Annotated in this window: 12 protein-coding genes; 5 read left to right on the top strand and 7 right to left on the bottom strand. The window is 69.3% G+C overall.

What is annotated here, in order from left to right:
- Positions 1–13 precede the first annotated feature (13 nt).
- Positions 14–634, bottom strand: coding sequence for a hypothetical protein (locus OXI49_03595; GenBank protein ID MDE2689571.1), 621 nt, complete (start codon positions 632–634; stop codon positions 14–16).
- Positions 635–723: 89 nt separating this feature from the next.
- On the opposite strand from OXI49_03595, the gene OXI49_03590 reads away from it, so the two are divergent.
- Positions 724–1,560: an enoyl-CoA hydratase-related protein gene (locus tag OXI49_03590; protein MDE2689570.1), complete on the top strand. Its 837-nt coding sequence runs from the start codon at positions 724–726 to the stop codon at positions 1,558–1,560.
- 2 nt (positions 1,561–1,562) lie between these two features.
- Here OXI49_03590 and OXI49_03585 read toward each other — a convergent pair whose 3' ends face one another.
- From OXI49_03585 to OXI49_03570, 4 genes are read right to left on the bottom strand one after another with little or no spacing between them, the layout of a single operon-like run.
- On the bottom strand, positions 1,563–3,023 hold the full coding sequence (locus tag OXI49_03585) for an amidohydrolase family protein (GenBank protein MDE2689569.1): 1,461 nt from the start codon (positions 3,021–3,023) through the stop codon (positions 1,563–1,565).
- A gap of 1 nt (position 3,024) precedes the next feature.
- Entirely contained in the window at positions 3,025–6,237 is a 3,213-nt protein-coding gene (locus OXI49_03580) for an efflux RND transporter permease subunit (protein MDE2689568.1), read from the bottom strand.
- Complete coding sequence (locus OXI49_03575; protein MDE2689567.1) at positions 6,234–7,403, bottom strand: efflux RND transporter periplasmic adaptor subunit; 1,170 nt, start codon at positions 7,401–7,403, stop codon at positions 6,234–6,236. Before OXI49_03575 ends, OXI49_03580 begins: the two co-directional genes overlap by 4 nt.
- Before the next feature lie 5 nt (positions 7,404–7,408).
- Positions 7,409–8,923: an efflux transporter outer membrane subunit gene (locus tag OXI49_03570; GenBank protein MDE2689566.1), complete on the bottom strand. Its 1,515-nt coding sequence runs from the start codon at positions 8,921–8,923 to the stop codon at positions 7,409–7,411.
- An 81-nt stretch (positions 8,924–9,004) separates the two neighbouring features.
- Here OXI49_03570 and OXI49_03565 point away from each other — a divergent pair, with 81 nt between their 5' ends.
- Complete coding sequence (locus tag OXI49_03565; protein ID MDE2689565.1) at positions 9,005–10,006, top strand: N-acetylmuramoyl-L-alanine amidase; 1,002 nt, start codon at positions 9,005–9,007, stop codon at positions 10,004–10,006.
- Positions 10,006–11,064 carry a rod shape-determining protein gene (locus OXI49_03560; GenBank protein ID MDE2689564.1) on the top strand — a complete coding sequence of 353 codons (1,059 nt, stop codon included), beginning with the start codon at positions 10,006–10,008 and terminating at the stop codon, positions 11,062–11,064. The genes OXI49_03565 and OXI49_03560 overlap by 1 nt, the downstream gene beginning before the upstream one ends.
- Here OXI49_03560 and OXI49_03555 read toward each other — a convergent pair.
- On the bottom strand, positions 11,058–11,882 hold the full coding sequence (locus OXI49_03555; GenBank protein MDE2689563.1) for a methyltransferase domain-containing protein: 825 nt from the start codon (positions 11,880–11,882) through the stop codon (positions 11,058–11,060). The two genes, OXI49_03560 and OXI49_03555, sit on opposite strands and share 7 nt — an antisense overlap.
- Positions 11,879–12,625, bottom strand: a complete 747-nt coding sequence (locus tag OXI49_03550) for an HAD family hydrolase (GenBank protein MDE2689562.1) — start codon at positions 12,623–12,625, stop codon at positions 11,879–11,881. The genes OXI49_03555 and OXI49_03550 overlap by 4 nt, the downstream gene beginning before the upstream one ends.
- Before the next feature lie 58 nt (positions 12,626–12,683).
- Between OXI49_03550 and OXI49_03545 the strand changes: the two genes are divergently transcribed.
- Entirely contained in the window at positions 12,684–13,817 is a 1,134-nt protein-coding gene (locus tag OXI49_03545) for a hypothetical protein (protein MDE2689561.1), read from the top strand.
- 52 nt (positions 13,818–13,869) lie between these two features.
- Positions 13,870–14,532, top strand: coding sequence for a hypothetical protein (locus tag OXI49_03540; GenBank protein ID MDE2689560.1), 663 nt, complete (start codon positions 13,870–13,872; stop codon positions 14,530–14,532).
- Position 14,533 lies beyond the last annotated feature (1 nt).

The raw sequence follows: 14,533 nt of genomic DNA, 5'->3' as shown, positions 1-14,533 counted from the left end.
TGCCGGAACGCGATCACGTCGCAGGCGACGAATCGAGCCAGCGGGCGAGTTCCCGAACCCGGCGCGGCCCCGGTTCGTCGGGCTGCCAGTCGCCGGCAAGAAGCTCCGCGGCCGTAGCACCGTCGAGCTGATAGCGCGGCCTGTCGAACCAGAGCCGAACACCCTCGTCGGTGAAGCCGCCGGCAACGTGGAAAGTCACGAACGCCAGGTAGTGCAGCCGCGCGGCCACCCGGTCCGGCATCCTGCGCGCGCCAGAAAGGTAGCGGCGCAAACTGACCACCGAGACGGCGAGCAACCTGGCGAGCAGCTCGTGGCCCAACATGGCGTCGAGCTTCGGGCCTTCCGTCGCCGGTACCGGCGATTCCTCGAGCGCTTCGCTCAGTTGTTCGAGCCGACGGACGAAGTGCTCGTGGTCGTGGCCCCCCTCCGGAGCCTCCCACCTGAGGCGCTTCCCGATCCCCGCCTGACGGATCCGTTCCAACGCGTTCTCCCAGACCCCGCTGTCGAGACGAAGGGCGGCGCTTCCCCCCACAATCCCCATCGCCTCCGCCTTGGTCAGGACCTCGAAACCGAGCAGGCTGGACTCCCGATCCGTGAACGGATCGTCATCGGATCGCGTACGGTTTCGGTGCATGGTCCGAAACGTATCCGCACCATGCCGGCAGGTCAAGGCACGAGGCGATCGCTACACTCCGGCCTCCGTCCAGAAGGAGGTCGCCCCGTATGAACAAGGTAGGTCTCGACACCGGCACGAACGAGTTGCTGTGCGACCTGGAGGACGCCGTCGCCACGGTGACGCTGAACAAGCCGGAGAAGCGGAACGCGCTGGGCGACACCCTGACCCCGGCGCTCCGGAGCATCCTGCTGACCCTCGAAGCGGACGAGCGCTGCGGCGCGATCCTGCTGACCGGCGCCGGCAGGGCGTTCTGCGCCGGCGGCGACGTCTCCGGCATGGGGGCGAACCGAGCGAAGGACGGTGGCGCGCCGAAGGCGCCGCCGACGGTCGACGAAGCCGTCGCCACGCTGATCGAGAAGCAGGAGTCGCTCACGTTGCGGATGGCGGAACTGGACAAGCCGATCGTCGCCGCTCTGCCGGGACCGGCGGCCGGCGCCGGCCTCTCCATCGCCCTCGCCGCGGACCTCCGCGTCATGGCCGACGACACGTTTGTCACCACGGCCTTCCGGCGCATCGGACTGTCCGGCGACTACGGGTCGAGCTGGTTTCTGACCCGCCTCGTGGGTCCCGCCGTGGCGAAGGAACTGCTGATGACCGGCCGCCGCATTCCGGCCGAGGAGTGTCTCCGTCTCGGAATCGTCAACCGGATCGTGCCGTTCGACGACCTGGCAGCGGAGGCGCGGGGGCTCGCGCTGGAGCTGGCCAACGGACCCCGGGCGGCGCTCGGCTACATGAAGCGAAACGTGAACCGGGCAGTGCTCGGGAGTCTGCGGGAGTCGCTCGCCATCGAGGCGGAGGGGATGGTCCGCTCGGTACGGACGGCGGACCACAAGGAGGCCGTGCGGGCGTTCATGGAGAAGCGGGAGCCGCGCTTCGAGCGCTGAGCTCAGTCCGCGTCGACGACGCTCGACCGAATACCCCTGCCAGGAAGGGCGCCTTCGACCAGTTCGCCGTCCCGGACCACGAACACGCCGTCCACGAGCACGTGCGGAATGCCCGCCGAGGGCAACGCGGGTTCGGCGAAGGTCGCCCGGTCGATCACCGTCTCCGGGTCGAACACCGTGATGTCGGCGTCGGCGCCGACGCTCAGGCGGCCTTTCCTGCGCATCGCCGGCGCCACGTCCTCGAGCCGGCGGGCCGGCGCCAGGGTCATCTTGCGGATCGCCTCCATCAGGCTGAGCCGCCCCTCGTCGCGCGAGTAGCGGCCGAGCACGCGGGCGAACGTCCCGGCGCCGCGGGGATGAGCCCGGCCGTCGATGTAGCCGACGCCGTCGCTGGCGATCATCACGGCGGGGTGCGCAATTGCGTCGCCGAGTTCCTGCTCCGGAATGATGTGCGCGATGATCGTCGCCTCCTCGGACACGGGAAGGGCCCTTCGCTCGTTGAAGCCGGCCTCGTCCAGGCGCTCGCCGGTTGCGACCCACTCGATGTCGCCATAGTCCGCTGCCAGCCGTTCCCGCCAGCCGGGATCGAAGATCGCGGCGCGGATGTCGGTCGAGGCCGCGGTGTAGGGATAGATCTCGGTCGTCACGTCGACGCCTCCGGCGGCCGCACGGTCGATCATCTCGATGACGGTCGGCATCTGCGCCAGCCCGCTCGAACCGATATGGACGATGTGGACCGAAGCGCCGGAGCCGGCCGCGTCGGCGATCATCTCCTGGACGGCGGCGATCGAACTCTCCGGCTCCACGACACCGGCGTAGCGGATGTGGGAGAAGACGGTCACCCCCGCTTCGGCCGCGGTCTGGAACATGCGGAAGATCTCGGACCTCGACGCGCCCGGCTGGTACTGGAGCGGCAGACCGATGCCGAGCGCGCCGTCGGCCAGGCCGTCCCTGAGGGTCTCCTGTATCGCCTCGATCTGCTGCGCGCTCGCCGCCTCGTAGGTCGCCGCCTGCTCGTCCTCCCCGAACGCCAGCACCCGCGCGGCCCCATAGGCGGCCGTAGCGCCGAAGTGGATCCGCCAGGAGCCTTCCCGTTCCTCGTACCACTCGTCGACCGGGTACGCACCGGCCTCGAGTTCAAGGGCCGCGGTCACCCCGTCCCGTACCTGCAGGTCGCGGCTGAACGGGTCCTGGCCGTGCGCGTGGAGGTCGACGAAGCCCGGCGCCACGACGTGGCCCGAGACGTCGACGACTTCCGTCCCGTCGAGGCTCTCCGCCGAGATCGCCTCGACCGTGCCGTCGGAGATGCCGACGTCCATCACGGCGTCCAGACCCGACTCCGGGTCCATCACGCGGCCACCGGCGAGGACGAGGTCGTAGCTGGCGGGCTCGGCAGCGAAGGCGAGGCCGAGAGCGGCCACGGCGAGGATCGCGGCGATCCGGGTCGTGCGAGCGGCGGACATGTCAGGCTCCTACAGCAGGCTCGGCGCCCGCGGGTGGGACCGCCGGAGGCTTCGCGCCGTGGATCGCCAGTTGGGAACGGAAGTCGTTCAGGATGGCGTAGAGCGACGGCACGAGCAGCAGCGTGATCGCGGTCGCAAACAGGACCCCGAAGGCGAGCGACACCGCCATCGGGACCAGGAACTGGGCCTGGAAACTCCGTTCCAGCAGCAGGGGCAGCAGGCCCACGAACGTGGTCAGCGAGGTCAGCACGATCGGCCGGAAGCGAGCTGCGCCGGCATCGTGGATCGCCTGGTGGACCGGCATGCCGATCTGGAGCCGCCGGTTGATGAAGTCGACCATGACCAGGGAGTCGTTGACCACGACTCCGGTCAGCGCGATCAGTCCGAGCAGCGACAGCATGGTCAGGTTGATGCCGATCAGCCGATGGCCGATCACCGCTCCGATCAGGCCGAACGGGATCGCGCTCATCACGATCAGCGGCTGAAGGTAGGACTTGAAGGGGATCGCGAGCAGCGCGTAGATGACGATCAGCGCCAGGCCCAGCGCCCGGAACAGGCCCTCGAACGTCTGACGCTGCTCCTCCTGCTCGCCCGCGAAGGAGAAATCGACGCCGGGATAGCCGGCCAGGATCGCGGGCAGCACGTTGGCTTCCATGTCGCCGACGACTTCGTTCGCCGTCACCACCGCGGGATCCACATCCGCCGTGATGTTCAGCACCCGCCTCCGGTCGATCCGCTGAATCGTCGCGAAGCCGCGGCCGAACTCGGCGCGGCCCGCGAAGGAGAACGGGACCTCGGCGCCGGTCGGCGTGCGGATCCGCATGTCCTCGAGCGACGCCAGCGTCTCCCGCTCGTCGGCCGGATAGCGCACCATCACTCGTATGTCGTCGCGGCCTCGCTGTATTCGCTGCGCCTCGGCACCGTAGAAGCCCTGGCGCACCTGGCGGCCCAGATCCTCGAGGCTGAGGCCCAGCGATTCGGCCCGCCGGTCGAGCTCCAGCCGGATCTCCCGCTTGCCGGCGCGGAACGAATCCGAGATGTCGAACACGCCCGGATAGTCGGCGAGACGCGCCTTGATCTCCTCGCCCACCGCCCGCAGGTGGTCGAGGTTCCGGCCGGTGAGCTGGACATCGACGGCCGACCCGAAGCTGACCAGACTGGCCGTGTACTCGACCCTGACCGCGTCGGCCACCGGGCCCACCTTGTCGCGCCAGCGACGGGCAACCTCCGTGGCTCGAATCGTCCGCTCCTGGGAGGACGCGAGTTCGATGTTCACTTCGCCCTGGTGCGGCGCCGCGACCGCCACCTCGAAGTTGGCTGTCGGTCCGCTCGCCTGCTGGAGCGCGGCGTAGGGCTGCGACCCGACCGTCGCCATCACGTGGCGGAACAGGTCGGCGTGACCCTCGGCCTCCAACTCGGCTTCCAGCTCGAACGCGGACGCTTCGATGCGGCGCACGGCGGCCAGGGTGGTCGAGGCCGGCGTCCCCTGCGGCATCGTCAGCAGGACGACCGCGTTGTCGGCCTCGACGTCCGGGAAGAACTCGAACTTCATCCGACCGGAGAACACGTAGCCCCCGGTGATGAACAGAACCGCCAGACCGATCGCGACCGTGGAGTATCGCCACTCGATCGCCCGCTCGATCAGCGGCCGGTAGCCGCGCTCGATCACCCACTTCATCCGGTTGGCGAAGAAACCCTGGAACATGGCCCAGCCCCAGAGGGAGCGTCCGCCCTTCCCTTCCTCGTGCCGGTGGGTCAGGTGGGAGAGGTGGTTCGGCAGCACCAGCATGGACTCGATCAGCGAGAATGCCAGGCAGCCGATGACGACCAGCGGGATCGTCCTCGCGATCGCTCCCGACGGGCCTTCAACGGAGTTGATCAGCGGTGAGAACGCCGCCAGCGTGGTGAGGATCGAGAAGGTGACGGGAGTCGCCACCTGACGCGCGCCGTCGATCGCCGCACGCGGGCCGGACTTGCCCATCTCGAAGTGGCGATAGATGTTCTCGCCGACCACGATCGCATCGTCGACGACGATGCCGAGCACGAGGATGAACGCGAACAGGGACATCACGTTGATCGAGACGTCGACCAGCGGCAGCAGGCCGAGAGCGCCCATGAAGGACACTGCGATGCCCACGGACACCCAGAGCGCCAACCGGAACTTCAGGAACAGCGCCAGCACCAGGAACACGAGCAGCAGACCAAGCCGACCGCTTTCGATCAACACCCGCAAGCGGTCCTGCAACGGCACCGTGTCATCGAGCCAGGTCGTCATCGAAAGGCCGGGTGGCAACGCAGCCTGGCGTTCCGCGACGAAGCCCTTGACCTGGCGCGCAAGTCGCAGCGCGCTCTGGTCGCCGACCCGGTAGACCTGCACCAGGGCGACCGGCTGCCCGTCGAACCGCGACGTCACGTCGGTCTCGGCGAAGCCGTCCCTCACCTCTGCGATGTCGCCGAGAACCAGGCGGCTGCCATCGGGCCGGGCTCGCAGCACGATGTCGCTGAACTCGTCGCCGCGGTACGCCTGGCCCATCGTGCGCAGGAGGATCTCGCCGCCGCGCGCCCGGACCGCTCCGCCCGGGAGATCGACCGACGAACGGCGGACGGCGAGTACGACCTCGTCGAAGGTCAGGCCGTACTGCCGCAGGGTGTCCTCGGAGACCTCGATCGAGATCTCGTACGGCCGCACCGCGTCGAGTTCGACCTGGGTGATGTCCGGCAGGTCGGAGAGCCCTTCCCGAACCTCCTCCGCGACCGCCTTGAGCGCCCTCTCCTCGACGTCACCGTAGATGGCGACCGTAATCACCCGCCGCCGGATGAGCGCCTCCTGAATGATCGGTTTCTCGGTCTCCACCGGAAAAGTCGTGATCGCGTCGATCCGCGACTTGACCTCGTCCAGCACCTCGCGGGTATCCGCGTCCGTTTCCAGTTCGATGACGACCGTGCCGGAACCTTCGGCGGCCGTGGACCGGATCGTGTCGACTCCCTCCAGGTCCTGTACCGCCTCCTCGATCCGGAGGCACACGCCCTGTTCGACCTCCTCGGGCGCCGCGCCGAGGTAGGGAACGTTCACCGTGATGCTCTGGGTCTCCATGCTCGGAAAGACCTCGATCGGGATTCCGGTCAGGGCGAGCACGCCCCACGCCACGATCAGCACCATCAACAGGTTCGCCGCTACCCCGTTGCGGGCGAACCAGGCGATCATCCCGTTCATGGCCCGCTCCCGCCTGTCCCGAGGCCGTCAGGCTCCGGCTGCGGCGTCACCCGCATTCCGTCGACCGCACTCTCGAGGATCGTGAGGCTGATCCGGTCCCCGTCCGCCAGGCCGTCCGAGACGATCACCACCTCCGGGTCCGCGCGCAGGATGCCGACCTGACGCAGGACCAGCCTGCCGTCCTCCACCAGCCACAAGCGGTCCGCTCCCACCAGCGCCTCGCGCGGTACCTGGAACACGGACTCCACCGATCGACCGACCACTTCCGCGTCCACGAACAGGCCCACCGACAGTGGCGGCCGGTCCCCGGACGCCTGGTACGGATCGTCCACCCGCGCGATCAGGTTCACCATTCGGGTCGCCGGGTCGATCTCGCCGCCGACGCGCACGATCCGGCCCTCCCACTCGTGCCGGCCGCCGGCGAACTGCGCTCGCAGCAGCACCCGGGGCCCGGAGTCGCCCAGCTCGCTGCCCAGCGGCAGGTCGAGGAAAGCGAGCTCCGAGTCGGGTACCGGCAGGACGACCTCGGCGGCGTCCACCGCGTAGATCGTGGCCAGCGGCACGCCCCGGTTCACGAACTCGCCGCGGTCGACCCTCTTCGCGCGCAGCCTGCCGGCGAAGGGCGCCCGGATCGCCGTCCGCTCGAGATCCAATTCGGCGCGCCTCTTGTTGGCGAGCGCAGCCTCCACCTGCGCCCTCGCCTCAGCCAACTGCGGCTGGCGTAGCACCAGGGGCCCCGGCTCACCGTCGGCTCCCAGTTCCTCCCACTCTTCGCGCGCGACATCGGACTCCGCCTGCTCCCGAGCCAGCCCGACTCCCGCTTGCGCGAGCGCGGCCCGGGCGCTTGCCACCGCGAGTTCGTAGTCGCGCCGGTCAAGCCGCAGCAGGACCTCGCCGGCATCGAAGAAGCCGCCGACCTCGAAACTCTCCGCCGTCCAGACGATCGTGCCCGCGACCTCCGAGACCAGGTCGGCCTCGGTCACCGGAATGACCGAGCCCTGGGAACGAACGCCCAGGTCGACTGCAGTCGGCGTAACGGTCAGGACGCGGACCGGCGGCGGCGCGATCTCGCGCGGCGCGGTCTCGACCACCGGCCTGGAACGGACCAGACCGACAACCACCAGAGCGGCCACCGCCAGAATCGCGGCCGGCAGGGTCCACTTCATCACGATCAGGGTCCCCCGCTCGCGGCTGGCGCGGCCGGCTCCGCGTAAACCCCACCACCCAGGGCCAGGATCAGGTCCGTCCGCGACTCCAGTTGCTGGCGTCGGGCCGCGAGCAACTGGCTCTCCGACTGAAACGACGTCCGCTGGCTGTCGAGCACCTGCAGGTAGCCAACGAGTCCCTCCCGGTAGCGGCCCTCCGCCAGACGCTCCGCTTCCCGGCTCTCCATCGCGGCTCGCTCGAGCGCCGCCGTTCGCGCCTCGAGCATCCGTTCGGCCGCGAGGCCCGACTCCACCTCAGAGAAGGCCTGGAGCGCCGTCTGCAGCCAGCTTGCTTCCGCCGCGCCCAGTCCGGCTTCCACCAGGTCGCGGCCGGCGCGCAGGCGGCCTCCGGACAGCAGGGGCTGGAGCAGGCCGGCGGCGAGACTCCAGACCGAGAAGTCCCCGTCCAGCAAGTCCCGGAGTTCGCCGCTGGACGTGCCCGCCGACCCGTTCAACGTGAAGCTCGGATAGAGCGCCCGATGGGCGGCGCGGAGCCGCTCCGAGGCGGCGACCGCCCGATACTCCGCCGCCCGCAGATCGGGGCGCCGCCCCAGCAGGGCGGCCGGCACTCCGGTTTCCGGCAGCGGTGGAAGCGCGGGCAGCCCCGCGGCCGCCTCGATCTCACCGGAGGGATAGCGGCCGAGCAGCACCTCCATCTGCCGGCGCAATCCGTCGAGCGTCTGCCGTTGCGCCGCCAGAGAGGCCTCCACGGTCGCGACCTGGGTTCGCGCCTGCCGCACCTCCAGCGCCGCCGCGACACCGCGCCGGTAGCGGGCCTCGACGCGATCGCGCGTCCGTTCGCGGCTGGCCAGGGTTCGCTCGGCCAGTTCCACCTGCTGCACCGCCTCGACCGTCCCGAAGTACACCTTCGCGAGTTGGCCGGCGATCGAGAGCCGGGCGCCATCGAGGTCGGCGGAAGAAGCGGCCGCCTCGGCCAGGGAAGCCGCGGTCAGTGCGCCGAGCCGGTCCCACAGGTCGACCTCCCAACGAACGTTGAGCGCCAGACCGTAGGACGTGAAGGCGAAACTCCGCACGCCGCCGGGCTCGAAGCCGGGAATGGGAATCGGGATCGCTTCCGTGAGTCCGCTCTGCGCCGTGTTCTGCTTGCGTCGCCCGGGATCGAGCGCCGCTTCGATCTCGGGGTTGCGCGCCGCGCCGTCAAGCCGGGCCTGAGCCAGCGCGACATCGACGTTCAGAGCCGCGGCGCGGAGGCTGGAGTTGTGCTCCAGCCCCTCGACGATCAACCTGGACAGCAGGGGATCGCCGAACGCCGTCCACCACTCCACCTCGACGGGACCAGCCTCGAACCCTGTTTCCGGAGCACGCGCATCATCGCCGTAGCCGGCCGGCGCCGGCGCCTCGAGCTCCGGCGGCCGAACCCCGCTACAGCCCACCAGCGCGAGCGCGCCGACCGCTAGAAGCCGGGACAGCCAGACCCTGCGCTGGCCTAACGCGGCCCTGGAGTATCGGGGAACGCTCATCGGCTGCACCAACACGCGAGACTACTTGAGGCGCTGGAACCCTGGGGCACCGGCCGAGGACCGATCAGGTAGCGTCGATTCATGTCCGGCACGGACTTCAAACGCGGCTTGATCGAAGCGGCTGTGCGCGACAACGAGGACCTGGGCCGCCGCACGCTCGGCCCGGGCGACAAGCCGGACGCCGGACGCGTCCGCAGGCCGCGCAGTGGCTCGGCATGGAGCCTCCTGCTGCTCCTTCCCGTAGCGGCTGCCGCCACCCTCGGCTACCTGGAACTGAACCGCCCGGAGCCGGACGCTCCGCCCGCAGCAGGAACCGATGGAGGCCTGGACGCGGCGCCCGAGATCCGCTTCACCGGCCCGCCGGAAGCCGTCGACGCGAGCGTCTTCCCGCTGCCCGTAGAACGAATCGTGCTCGACCCCGGCCACGGCGGCTCCTCTCCCGGCACGGCAGCCGAAGGTCTGACCGAGAAGGCCCTCGCCCTCGATATCGCTTACCGGCTGCGCAACCTGCTGGACGACCGCTACCGGGTCGCGATGACCCGAGAGGCCGACATGAACGTCGCCCTCGACTACCGCACCCTGATCGCCAACCGCGCGGGCGCCGACGTGTTCGTTTCAATCCACGTGAACTGGCTGCCGGCGAACAGGGTCTGCGGCGTCGAGACCTACTATCTCGGCCCCACGGACGATCCCGAACTCTCCGCTCTTGCCGAGCGCGAGAACTCGGAGGCACAGGGCTACTCCCTCGGCGACTTGCGCCGTTTGCTCAACGGGGTGTACGCCCAGGCTCGGCAGGACGACAGTCGGGCGCTGGCGACAGCGATTCAGGCGTCGCTCTTCGGCCGCCTGCGGGCTGAGAACCCCGACCTGCGGAACCGCGGCGTCAAGTCCGCGCCCTTCGTGGTCCTGATCGGAGCCGAGATGCCGGCCGTACTGGCCGAGGTTTCCTGCCTCTCAGACGCGAAAGAGATCGAGCGGCTGCGTGAAGAGAGCTACCTCCAGTCGATCGCCGAAGCCCTGGACGCGGGCATCCAGAGCTATGCCGAGTCTCTGCTGCTCGAAGCTAAGCTCACCGGTTCCTGATGACCACGCTGACCGCCGCCATGCCCGAGCCGCCGGTGCTCAAGGTGGGCATCGACCTGGGGACGTCGCGCAGTTCGATTTCCGCCGCGAACGGCGAGCGTCACATGGTACGGAGCTACGTCGGCTGGCCGCGAGACATGGTGGCCCGGAAGGTCCTCCAGCGCGACGTGCTCGTGGGCATCGAGGCCCTGGAGAAGCGACCGATGCTTGATCTGCGCCGACCGCTTGAGCGGGGCCTGATCAAGGAAGGGTCCGCCCGCGACGAGCAGGCGGTGCGCGAGATCGTCCGCCGGCTACTCGAACTGGCCGTCCCCGAGGGGCGGAATCCGAAGCCGGCGATCCACGCCGTCGTCGGCGTGCCGGCCGAGACTCTCCGCGTGAACCGCCAGAACCTGCGGCGCATCCTCGACGGCCAGGTCAAGAGCACGATGATCGTCTCGGAACCGTTCGCCGTCGCCTACGGCCTCGACGCCCTGGTCCACACGATGGTCGTCGACATCGGCGCGGGCACGACGGACCTGTGCGTTCTCATGGGCCGCTTTCCGACCGAGGGCGACCAGCGCACCCTGACCGTCGCGGGCGACGCCGTCGACCATCACCTGCACGCGCGCATCGAGGAGCGCTTCCCCGACGCTTCCGTGTCGATCCACATGGCTCGCGCGTGGAAGGAGAAGTACTCCTTCGTGGGCGGAGGCGGCCCGGTCGTCGTCGACGCGCCGGTAAGCGGCAGACCGACCCGGATCGACATCACCGAACCGATGCGCACCGCCTGCGAGAGCCTCCTGGAGCCGCTGCGCGAGACGATGCTCGACCTGATCGCACGCGTCGAACCCGAGTACCAGGCCCAAGTCCGCAACAACGTGATTCTGACCGGCGGATCCGGTCTGATCCGCGGCCTTGGCGCGGCGCTGCAGAATGCGCTCGGCGAACTGGGCGGTGGACGCGTGCGCGTGGTCAAGGACCCGGTCTTCGTCGGTTCCGACGGCGGCCTGACCCTGGCCAAAGATGTCCGCGACGAGGACTGGCTGCGCCTCGCCGGACCCCGCGGCGATCAGTAGCGCGCCACCAGGTAGACGACCCAACTGCCCTCGTTCGCCATCCGCGTGCGGCGCCGGAAGATGCCGTTCCCTTCTCCGGTGCCGGCATCCCAGCCCTCGCCGTACACCTCGACATCGTCGAAGCCGGCCTCGGCGAGCAACTCCCGGATCTCGGGCAGGGTCCACATCCGCCACGCGTAGCGGAACACGTTGCGCACCTTCTCCCCGCCCTCCGGCGTGAAGTGCATCGCGCAGCGCATCCAGTGATCGACGGCGTTGAAGGCGAGCTGATCCCAACTGTAGGTGAAGGCCGGCAAGGCGATCCCGTCGACGCCCACCGAGGCCTCGATCTCCGTGTCCTCGGTCGTCGCCTGAAACGAGTCCGTGCCACCGAAGGCGTCCAGCACGAACAGGCCTCCCGGCTCGAGCGAGCGCCTCGCCGCCCGGAAGTAGTCCAGCATCTCACCCCGACCCGGGAACAGGAAGAACGAGAAGTTGAACGCGACCTGCACGTCGACCGCCGGGCCGGGCGCGAGGCGGACATCGCGGCACTCGAGCTCCACGCTGTCCTCGACGCATCTGGCCTCGACCCGATTGCGCCAGCCCCAGTCCAGCGTCGGGCGGTGGAGGTCGACACCCCAGGCGCGGTTGTCGGGCCTGCGGGCGGCGAACGCGCTCGCCAGCGAGGCGGTGCCGCAGAAGTCCTCCCGCAGGGTTCCGGGAAGCCGTCCGTTGAGGCGGCGATAGACCCGCTCGACGAAGTCGATGTCCACTTCCACGTTCTGGACGGCCGCCTCGTAGAACCGATGGCGGTGCCGGCGAAGGTCCCCGGGCTTCACGCGCGCCCCGGCGGCCCCGGCAACAGCGACGCCAGCTCGTCCAGGTCGGTCACCTTCGGGCAATCCATCTCCGGCCAGTCAGTCCAGGGGTCGAGCAGGACGGCGTGAACGCCGGCGGCCCACGCGCCGACCACGTCGGCGGCGTACAGGTCGCCTACATGCAGCGTCCGTTCCGGACGCGCGCCGGCCAGATCGAGCGCAACCTCGAAGATCCGGGGATCCGGCTTCTCGAAGCCCACCACCGTCGAGTCCACGAGACCGTCGAATAGATGGTCCATGCCGATCCGGGTGAGGGTCCGCGCCATGCTGCCGTCCGAGTTGCTCACCACCACCATGCGATAGCCGAGCGCGCGGATCCGCTCGAGCGCTTCCCTCCGGCCCGGCAGCCTGCGGTTCCAGAGCCGGTCGTTGTGGCCGGGCGAGAAGAGCCGCTCCGCGAGCCCGGAGACGGCGGCCTCCAGCTCGACGCCGTCCCGGCTGGATGCCGGCAGCCGCTCTAGAGTTGCTCCCAGGTAGAAACGGAAGGCCCCGCCTCCCTCGGTCGTCCGCCGCTCGGCCAGGGCCGCCGAGAGCACCGGCCGCGCTGCCGCCTCGGCACGTTCCAACTGCCGTCCCGAGCACTCGACGCCGAGACTGGCCGCAACGGCGGCGACCCGGTCGAAGTCCATCGACAGGAAGGTGTTGCCGGCGTCGAAGAAGATCGTGTCGAGTTCCGCCCAGGGAACCGTTCGCGCCCTCGCCATGGCGGCTTAGTGTGCCACTGATCGGATCGTTTATTCTCGACACCAACGGAGGACGACGATGAAGCGAAGAAACGTGATGCGTCCGGCGGCGCTCGCCATGGCAACCACTCTCCTGTTCGGCGCCGCGGCGGCCGCCCAGGAGGAACCGTCACCGGCCTTGCAGCAGCTCGGCAACGACCTGTTCGCCGAACTCCTGTTCAACAACCAGGGCACGGGCTTCGCGATCGCCTGCTCCGTGTGCCACGCCATCGGCGAGTCGGTGCCCGGCAAGCCCGAGCGCTACTACGCCGACCACACGCCGACCAGCCTGACCGCGAACCGCGAGACGACCGAGCGCAACGCGCAGACCCTGGCCGACGCTTCCCGCGCCGAGGTGTTCGGCTGGGATGGCGCATACGACTCGATGGAGGACATGATCCTCGACAAGCTGGTCGGCAAGCAGTACGGCTGGAACGACGAGGACCGTGACGCAGGGATGGACAACGCGGCCTACGTGCTGCTGAACGAGGGCCACAACGCGATCTCGGGCGTGCCCTATCTCGACCAGTTCCAGGAGGTCTACGGCCTGGACCTGGAGTCCCTGCCGCGGCCCGAGGTGGCGGCCGCCGGCGCCCGCGCGCTGGCCGACTACACCCGCACCCTGAGCTACACGATGACCGCGCGCTGGGACGCCTTCGCCGAGCAGAACCGGTTCCGCAAGCAGCCGAACGACGGCGAGGACATGCTGAACTACGCGGCGAGCATCGAGAGCCGGATCTTCAACCAGGAAGGACGGAACCTGATCCGGCGGCCGGAGGGGTTCACCGACGTGGCCTACGAGGGCTTCAAGACGTTCTTCCGCGCCTTCGACGTGGAATCGGTCGGCAACTGCGTCCGCTGCCACGTGCCGCCGACCTTCACCGACTACGCGCTCCACGGCACCGGCGCGGGCGACTTCAAGACGCCGCCGCTGCGGAACCTCTCCCGCACGGACCCGTACCTCAACGACGGCAGCGCCGCCACGCTCGAAGACGCGATCCGGGCCCACATGGCGCTGGCCGAAGCCGCCGGCAGCGAACAGGAAGGCGTCGACCCGCTGTTCGGCGAGATCAACATCACGGACGCCGACATCGAGCCACTCGTGCTGTTCCTGCAGATGCTGGACGAGGTCGGGCCCGAGAACTTCCGGCACTACCTAATCAACTTCGAGTGAGGGACTTTCAAGTGCTGGCGAAGCTCCGGTCTCTCCCCGTGATCAACTTCGAGTGAGGAGCGCCCGGCTCCCGCTCGTCGGGCTCCTGCTCGCCGCGCTGCTGCTCGCCGCGCCGCTTGCCGCCGATCCCGCGCTCGAGCGCACGGAGGCGCTACCGCCGGATCTGCCGGACTGGCTGGCCCCGCTGCTCGATCCGGCCGGCTACCGGGTGGTCCGGGACGAGGGTCAACCCGTCGACTTCTGGTTCCCGCCCGCCCTGCCGATGCAGGACCCCTCGGCCGAACTCGGGGTCGAGTACCCGACCCTGCCTCCCGGCGGACTCGTCGGCGTGATGCGGACGACGGACGACTGGAGCACCTACAAGAAGCAGATCGTGCCGGCCGGCACCTACACCCTCCGCTACGCCGTGCAGCCGGCGGACGGCGACCACACCGGGCAGACCTGGTTCCGCGACTTCGTCATTCTTATCCCGGTCGCTCTCGACAGTTTCGATCCCTACGGCTTCCCGGAGCAGGAGCCCCTGGTCGAAGCCAGCATCACGATCATCGAGGGCGCCACCCATCCGATGACGATGGCCCTGTTTCAGAACTACGACGGCGCGGAGAGCGCCACCATGTTCTGGAACGACCTCGATCAGCCCACGCTGGCTGTTCCCCTCGGCGACGTGACCCTGGGGCTCGTCGTCGAGGGCGAGGGCGAGGAAGTGCCCCTGTAGT

It is taken from the genome of Acidobacteriota bacterium (assembly GCA_028875725.1).
Lineage (GTDB): Bacteria > Acidobacteriota > Thermoanaerobaculia > Multivoradales > Multivoraceae > Multivorans.
This window is presented reverse-complemented; position numbering and strand designations above follow the sequence as displayed.